Source organism: bacterium, from assembly GCA_030654305.1.
Lineage (GTDB): Bacteria > Krumholzibacteriota > Krumholzibacteriia > LZORAL124-64-63 > LZORAL124-64-63 > PNOJ01.
Genome location: JAURXS010000530.1, coordinates 1 through 1,180 on the forward strand (window position 1 = coordinate 1; position 1,180 = coordinate 1,180).

Annotated in this window: 2 protein-coding genes; one reads left to right on the top strand and one right to left on the bottom strand. The window is 74.4% G+C overall.

Features of this window, described 5'->3' with window-relative positions; all coding sequences use genetic code 11:
* A partial coding sequence (locus Q7W29_14830) for a hypothetical protein (GenBank protein MDO9173096.1) occupies positions 1 to 811 on the bottom strand: 811 nt, incomplete at its 3' end.
* A 162-nt stretch (positions 812 to 973) separates the two neighbouring features.
* Here Q7W29_14830 and Q7W29_14835 point away from each other — a divergent pair.
* Positions 974 to 1,180: hypothetical protein (locus tag Q7W29_14835; protein MDO9173097.1), on the top strand; the 207-nt coding region annotated here is incomplete at its 3' end.

Sequence of the window (1,180 nt, forward strand, 5' to 3'; positions counted from 1 at the left end):
CCGCCAGTGCGGGCGCTTCGTCGAGCAGGCGCTGGGCGCGCGCGGCGGCGGCGACGGCCGTCGCGTCGGCGGCGATCACGGCCTGCACGCAGCCCGACGGCACCTGCGGCGGGATGCGCCCGCGGATCTCGCCGGCCTCCCAGGGCGTGGCCGACTCCATCGCCTTGCGGGCCGCGTCGACGGGGTAGCGCCGCGGCAGGTAGCGCCCGGTCGGCGCGAAGTCGGCGGCGCCCTTGACCGCGACGGCCAGCCAGGGCGGGTTGCGCTCGCCGACGGCGGCTGCGACGCGGTCGGCGCGCGCGACGCCCAGCACGCCGCCCTCCCAGACGGTCAGGTACTCGGGCCGCGCGACCTTCCACAGGAAGCGCATGTCGACCCGCGGCACGAAGGCGAAGCCGCCCGGCGGCACGCCGTCGTAGACGACCTGGAAACCGTCGCTGCGGTCCAGCAGGGTGACGTTCTCCACGATGACGGCGCCGTCGATGCGGTAGAAGCGCTGCAGTCGGTCCGGCAGCACGGAAGCCGAGTCGGCCGTGGCGGCGGACAGCTCGCGGCCGTCCTCCAGGCGCAGCGACCAGCCGTCGAGCAGCTCGTGCATGGCGACGTAGAAGCCGTGGTAGCTGCGCGTGTCCTGCCCGACCGCGCAGCCCGCGAGGTGGGCGGCGCCCTTGTCGGTGAAGATGACCTCGCGCGGGTGCGCGGGCGTGACCGGGATCGCCAGGTCATCGAGCGCGGCGGCGGCGGGCGCGGCCGTCGCCAGCACAAGCAGGCTCAGCAGGCTCAGCAGGGGCAGCGGGTTCAGCGGACGCATCGGGACTCCTTGCCTGGGAACTCCTCACCTTGGGGCCTCCCCACCGCGGGGGCGCCGCCAGCATACCCCGGACGGGCAAGCGTTCCAACCACGGGGTGCACGCCAGCCGGGACAGTGGTTCGTGCCTACCATGGTGGGGTTCCGCAACGACGGGAGAAAGCCATGCCCCCGAGTGCTCCGGCGCTCCGCCGCTTCTTCGCCCTGCCGGCGCTGCTCTGCCTGGCCACTGCAGCCCAAGGTGGGGCTCGCCTGGACTTCGACTTCGTCGTGGCCGGCGACATGAGCCGCTACATCGTGGTCGACGGCATCCACGGCTGGGACCAGGCCTGCGCGGCGATGGCCGCGGCGGGGCCGGGCGCCTTCCTGGTC